The 6,077-nt window shown below is 73.2% G+C and carries 6 protein-coding genes; 1 reads left to right on the top strand and 5 read right to left on the bottom strand.

Translation table 11 applies throughout. The features are described from left to right. The first annotated feature begins 632 nt into the window (after window positions 1-632). Window positions 633-1,235: a hypothetical protein gene (locus tag RIF68_RS23915; protein ID WP_309053356.1), complete on the top strand. Its 603-nt coding sequence runs from the start codon at window positions 633-635 to the stop codon at window positions 1,233-1,235. A gap of 85 nt (window positions 1,236-1,320) precedes the next feature. Here the strand turns inward: RIF68_RS23915 and RIF68_RS23920 are convergent, their stop codons facing one another. The 5 genes from RIF68_RS23920 to RIF68_RS23940 all read right to left on the bottom strand — a co-directional run bounded on the left by RIF68_RS23920 (window position 1,321) and on the right by RIF68_RS23940 (window position 6,028). After that, window positions 1,321-1,920 (bottom strand): HNH endonuclease, encoded by a 600-nt coding sequence (locus RIF68_RS23920; protein ID WP_309053357.1) that lies wholly within the window; start codon window positions 1,918-1,920, stop codon window positions 1,321-1,323. A 65-nt stretch (window positions 1,921-1,985) separates the two neighbouring features. Next, complete coding sequence (locus tag RIF68_RS23925) at window positions 1,986-2,792, bottom strand: hypothetical protein (RefSeq protein ID WP_309053358.1); 807 nt, start codon at window positions 2,790-2,792, stop codon at window positions 1,986-1,988. 176 nt (window positions 2,793-2,968) lie between these two features. After that, complete coding sequence (locus RIF68_RS23930; RefSeq protein WP_309053359.1) at window positions 2,969-4,243, bottom strand: hypothetical protein; 1,275 nt, start codon at window positions 4,241-4,243, stop codon at window positions 2,969-2,971. Window positions 4,244-4,423: 180 nt separating this feature from the next. Further along, entirely contained in the window at window positions 4,424-5,506 is a 1,083-nt protein-coding gene (locus RIF68_RS23935; RefSeq protein ID WP_309053360.1) for a DUF6884 domain-containing protein, read from the bottom strand. Window positions 5,507-5,587: 81 nt separating this feature from the next. Then, window positions 5,588-6,028 carry a DUF6197 family protein gene (locus RIF68_RS23940; protein ID WP_309053361.1) on the bottom strand — a complete coding sequence of 147 codons (441 nt, stop codon included), beginning with the start codon at window positions 6,026-6,028 and terminating at the stop codon, window positions 5,588-5,590. Window positions 6,029-6,077 lie beyond the last annotated feature (49 nt).

A 6,077-nucleotide genomic window follows, 5' to 3' on the forward strand; every position in this document is an offset into this window, starting at 1 on the left:
GTACCGGCGGCGTCACCTGTGGACGCGTCAGGTGCTGAGCCGGGACGACGTGGCGTATCGTTGCCGCAGCGCTACGCCACTCGTGGCCCTCGCGGCGGTGCGTCGTAGGTGCACTACCCGCGGCCGACCCCATGCGCTCGCTCCGTGCACGTTGATGCGGCCGCACGGGCATCGTCGGTGCGGCCGCGGTGCAGTTGCTCCGCATCGGCCTGGCCTTCCTTCACGTGCGATACCTCCAGCGTGGCCCGTGCACCCGCCCGCCGCACCCCCGACGCCGCCGCACCCGCATCACCTCCGTGCGCCGACACGGGAAATGCCGCCGCACGACCCGCTGCACCGTGCTGACGCACGCGGCTGACTCGACAGCAATCCTTGCGCCTGCGGCGCGGCGTGCACCCTTCCGCCAGGTTCGGCGCACGGGCACGTGCGGTGCATGAGGACTTGTCACGACTCACGCCACGGCATTCGCCCGCCCCGTCACCGGATCTTGCGGGTGCACCTCCGGTCGCACCTCCCCGCAACGCTCCGGGCTCCGTCACGCGGAGGACACCCGAGCGGGCGGCTGCGTGGAGCGCGGGCCGCGACAGGCAGAATGAGCGGAGCAGTCAAACGACACGGAGGTGCAGCAGCACATGGCGAAGCCGCAACGCAGGTCGAAGGCAGTGCTGGCAAGGGAGGCCGCGCGGGAGAAGGCAGCGCGGTTCCGCGAGCTGGAGGACGAGCGCCTTCGCATCGCCGAAGCAGCGATTCTGATTCAAGAAGAGATCGACGACTTCGACGAGGAGACGGAGCGTCGTGTCGCCAAGCTCCGTGAGGAGCGGAACAGCCAGCTGGTGGAGAAGCGGCAAAAGCTCGACGCGCTCGTGGTGGAGATGCTCGACACCGAGATTCCCGCCCAGGAGGCTTCCGAGCGACTCGGCATGTCGGTCGGGCAGGTGCGTGCGGCGAAGAAGTCATTCGAGCAGACCGTGGCGGCGCTCGCCGAGACACCCGACGCCGACGACGCCACCGCGCCGGCCTCCGCCCCTACCGCAGCCACGTCGGCCGACGATGCGGCCGCTTCGCCTGCGCCGTCCGCCGACCAGACAGGCATCGCACCCCCCGTGACTCAGACGGCTCCAGCAGCGGAGTCGTACGACTTCCCGCCGCCCGGCGGATCGCCCGCAGTGCCATCCCAGGAAGGCTCGCCGGAGAATCTCCAGAGCACGACCCTTCCGCCAGGGTCCGTGGGCTGAGGAGGCATCAACGCGTAGGGGCCCGGCCCGCAGACGATTCTCCGTCTGCGGGCCGGGCCCCTACGCGTTGGCCGTGACCAGTCGCTCAGAACAACGACATCTGTCCATCGTCCTCGACGTCCGGAGCGACGACGCTGGGCTCTGCGGGGAAGAGCGGCACCATCGCGGCACTCGGGTCGGACGCACGAACGGCGGCAAGGTACGCCTCCGCGTCGTACCCCCGGGCCAGTGCCTTGCGGACGAGGGGACGCGCCTCACCCTCCAGCATCGCGGCGGCCAGAGCCTCCAGGTCGAGCCCGTCGCGGAGTGCGGCCTGGAGGGCCTGTGCGCGCCCGAGGGAGCCGCGGGTGTCGGCATAGCCGAGGTGGGCCCGGCCGGCCGCGCGGCCCTGGTCCGCCATCTGCCGCATGTTCGTGCGCTGCGTCGCGCTCGACAGGTGGTCGATATGCACGCACAGCGATTCGTTGCAGCTATGCGCGGTGATCGCACGTGCGGGAAGCGGGCCGTGCACCTGCTCCATCAGCCACCGGTGCACCCGTACGGTGCGTTCGCGTCCGGCCTCGGTGACGACGGCCTTGGCGTAGCCGTCCGTGGTGAGGCTCCGCATCCACAGTCGGCACCCATGCGGCACGCGGATGCTGCGTTCTGCGACGTAGTCCAGTGCTCGCTCGGTGTCCCTGCCCATGCTGCCGCTCCCCCGCTCGTCCTGCTCCGGCGATCTTCATCCTGCCAGGGCTGGACGGGCGGGGTTCACTGTGCGCCGGCGGCGGCCTCGCGGGCCTCGTCGAGCAGCTTGCGGGCGTGCGAGGTGACGTGCAGGCCGGTCTCCCGCTGGACGTCCTCGGCGCTCAGGTCGGGGTCGTCCTTCAGCAGACTGATGACCCTCTCTAGACGGGCCGCGCGCAGGATGCGCTCAGCGTGGACCGGGTGCACTCCGAGGTCCTCACCAAGCATCTTCGCGGTGAGGGTGGTGGGGTGCTCGGCGAGCAACTGGCGGGCCCGCTCCCTGCGCTCCTCGGCCTGCGGGTTCGGCGGGCGGGACTGCGATTCCTTGCGGCCGGCCGGGCGCCCCTTGGGGTTGCCGCGGCCGCGGCGGTTGGCCGCCCAGTCGAGGATGGTCTGCCGGCGCCAGAAGTCCTCACCGCCGACGACCTCGCCGTCCACATCCTTGCCACCGAGGTTGAAGTCGGGGTCAGGAAGGCGCGTCTTGCTGCCGTACCGGTAGCCCTTCCACGTGGACAGCGTGACGCGCTTGTCCTCGGGAAGGGCGTAGAGGGACTCCTCCAGGTCGAGCAGGTCGTCGGGGTGCTCGCCGGCCGGCACCGAGGGGAGGTCGTACCGCGGCTGCTCGTTGACGGCCTTGGCCCGCTCCTCCTCCGCGCGCGCGGCCAGCAGCTGCTCCTTGGAGTAAAGGCGCCGGCGGCTGCCCTCGCGGTTGAGGAGCTTCAGGCCGCGGATCTTCTCCCAGTGCTTGGTGTCCTGCCAGTAGCCGACGCTGACGCCGAAGATGTCGGCCGCGATCTGGTCGTCGGCGGGGGTAACGCCGTTGGGGATCATGAGTGTGATGCTCCTGTAGGTAAGGGTTTCGAGTTGCAGCAGGTAGTGCCGGCCAGGTGCCACCCTAGCCAACATTGAAAAAAATACCGCACTTGGGCCGTGCGTGGGAAGTCGCGTGCCGAGGCGTCGCCCAGGGCCCGGAGGGTGTGCCCCCGGGCCCTGGGTCCCGTTCCCGCTCAAAACAGGGTCTCTTGTGCCCAGCCGGCGCTCGCTCCGCGAGTGCGCCGGAGGGCGATGCCGACCGGCGCTCCGTTCCGCCGGCGGCCTTTGGGACGCACCTGCGCTGAGGGGACTTCGTTCCGCACGGGCGATGTCGCTCCGGCGGTGTGCTGCGTCTTGCGGCCGGCGTTCGGGGCAGACGGCCACCGCAGGGTTTGACCCTGCGGTGCCTCCGTGGGAAGGGCCGCGGTAACTACCGCCGCGCGGGCGGTTGCCGTGCGGGCACTGGCTGTCGGGCGGGGCGCCTCAACGCCGGGGCAGTAACCGCCCTCGCCCTCCCACTGCTCGGCGGCCTCGCGCGCGGCGCGGGCCTCTTGCTCGACGAGCGTCACCGGACGCCGGTACCGGCCCACCGCGCCGTACTCCAGGGCGGGCAGACGCCGGGCGGCGGCCTTCTTGTCGTCCATGCGCCGGTACCGCTTCGCGACGCGGGCGTACCGGGCTTCGTACGCGGCCTTGTCGCTGTCGTACAGGCCCGCCGGGTACAGCCGCGCGAGCTCCAGCGCCACCTGGCCCATCGGAGTGGGCACGAGTACGCTGACGCCCCCGGCCGCGTCGGCCGCGACGAGGAACCCGGCGCCGCGCAGCTCCTGCGTCCGTTGCCGGCTGACCCTGCGGCCGCCGCTCCACACGCCGTGCTCGGCGGCCTTCCGGGCCTGCCCGTCGCGCCAGTACAGGCGGCCGGTCTCCGCGGCCTCCAGCACCCGCATGTGCCCGACGGTCCACCCGAGCAGGGGCACGGCGTTCTCGGCGAGGTAGCCGTTCATCACGGCCAGGTGGCGGTTGTCGCTGTCCATGCCGGTGGCGGCCCGCTCGGCGGCCTCCTGCTCGGCCTCGGCGCGTCGCCGCTCGCTCTCCCGCTCGGCCCGCTCCTCGGGCGTCAGCCTGCGCTCCAGCTCGGCGCGCAGCGCGGCGGCCGTCGCCTCGGCCCCGGCCGTCTCCTGGGCGAGCACGGCGTGGTCGACGGCGCTGCGGGCACAGTGGTGCAGCGCGCTGTCCGGCATCTCAGGGTCCGCCGCCCACTGCTCCGCCAGGGCGGCGTATCGCTCGGTCTCAACGGCCTCTGCGTGGACCGCGTGCATGACCTTCTCCAGGCGGGCGGCGTTGCCGGAACTGCTGCGGCACACGGCGTTCAGCGCCTGGTCGTCAGCGGCGGCGGCGAGGGCCGCGGCCTCGCGCGCCACCCCGAGGCAGGTCTGCGGGGTCGGCTCCCCCGGCACGGTGTCAGTCATCGGTCGGTCCTTGTCATTGAGGTCAGCTGGTTGCCTTGCTTCGAGAGGGGCCGGCGCGCGGGGAGGGATCGCTGCGCGCCGGGGGGAGGGACGTCGGGTGCGGCCGTCGCTCGCGGCGCGCAGGGCGGCGGGCGGTCGCGCGGCGGGGAGCGACCTGTCAGGTGTCGGCGCGGCCGCCGGTCACCGCCCGGCGGCCTGGGCGGCGTAGGCCAGTGCGGTGGCCCGCGGATCGTGGGACGCGGCGATGCGCGTGAGCCGCTGGAGCTGGGAGCCGATGCCAGCCCCGGCAAGCGGGCGCCGGAGGTGGGGCCAGACCGCCGCCGCGGCGTCGGCGTAGTCCTTGCCGGCGAGCGCGATCACCTCGGGGGCGTAGAGCAGGGCGCGGCCCATGGCGGCCGCCTGGGCGCGGTGCTTGGCGTGGTCGACGGTGCGCGGGTCCAGTCGTTTCTCGTACGGGCGGATCGGGGTGTCCGGGGTGATCAGCCCGTACTCGGCGCTGACGATGACGACCCTTCCGCCAGGGATGGCCTGGGCGGCCGCGAGGCACTTCGTGAAATACGGCCCGGTGTAGAGCTGGGCGGCGGGGAGCTCCTCGACCCCGTCGGGCAGGGGCCTCTTGCCGGCGCTGCACGGGATGACCACGACGGGGCGGCCGACGGCGGGCGGCGCGAGGACCTCGTGGGCGTCGGTGCGGGGCTGGGTGAGGTCGAAGTGGACGGCGCCCTCCTTCTCCGCGGCGGCCAGTTGCTCGGGAGTGGAGCGGGGAAGCAGGTCGTCGGGGAGGGCGAACAGGTTGGAGCCCGGCCGGTAGTGCACGATCACCCACTTCGCATCCGTGCCCAGGGCCTCCGCGGGAGTGCGGCGGCGCTGCCGCCGGGCTCGGCGCTCGGGCCGGTCTACGGGCCTGACGGCGGCGGTGCGGTCGAAGAGGCTGAGCTGCTGGTCGCACGACGCGTGGAGAGCGGCGATGGTGCGGGCGGCGACGTCCTCCGGATCAGGGGCTTCAGCCTCCGCCGGGGCCGGGGCGGGCTCCGGCAGGGCTGGCGGACGGTGCGCGTCGGCCTCGGTCTTCGGCTGGAGGGCTTCGCGGGTCAGTCCCCAGGCGCGGGCGCCGCTGCCGGGGCAGTCGTCGGCCGCGGTGCGGGTGGGGCGGTGGTCGACGACGGCACCGGAGACGGCTGGCTTGGGCAGTCCGCAGCAGGGGCATCGCACGGTGCGGGTCTTCTCCGCCGGCTTCGCGGCGGGCTGGGTGCTGGCGTGCACGGTGGGGTTCTTCTCCTGGTGGGTTCGGGTTTCGAGCGGGGCCGGGGCGGCGGTGCCATCCGCCGCCCCGGGCAGGGGTCTTCAGAAGAGACGGTGCGCGGCGTCGGCGAGCTCGGCCGCTTCGCGGAGCGCGGCGGCCGCCTCCTGGGCGGTGCGGCCGGGGGCCAGGCTCCACAGGTGGACGACCCTCCGGCGCCACTGCTTGGGATCGGCACCGTCGGGAACCTGGACGGGGGCGCCGTGCAAATGGTCGGCCAGGACTCGGTACGCCTCTTCGAGAACGGTGCCGATGGCGTCGATGTCGTACGTGCGGTCGGGGGCCATGCGGTCGCGGCCGGCGGCGACGTCGACGGCGCCGCCGACGGAGCACCGCCGGTTGATCAGTCGGCCGGGGCCGGAGAACAGGCTGTGTCGGCTCTGGTAGATCCCCACGCGCGCGATGTGCGCGGCGGCCCACTCCAGGAGGGCCCCGGGGGTGGTGGGGATCAGGACGCTGTCGGGCGCGTAGCGGATGCCGGGCACGGTTCCTCCTCGTGCGGTCGGGGTTCGAGCGGGCCGGGGGCGGCGGTGC

The organism is Streptomyces sp. (assembly GCF_031178505.1).
GTDB lineage: Bacteria > Actinomycetota > Actinomycetes > Streptomycetales > Streptomycetaceae > Streptomyces > Streptomyces gulbargensis.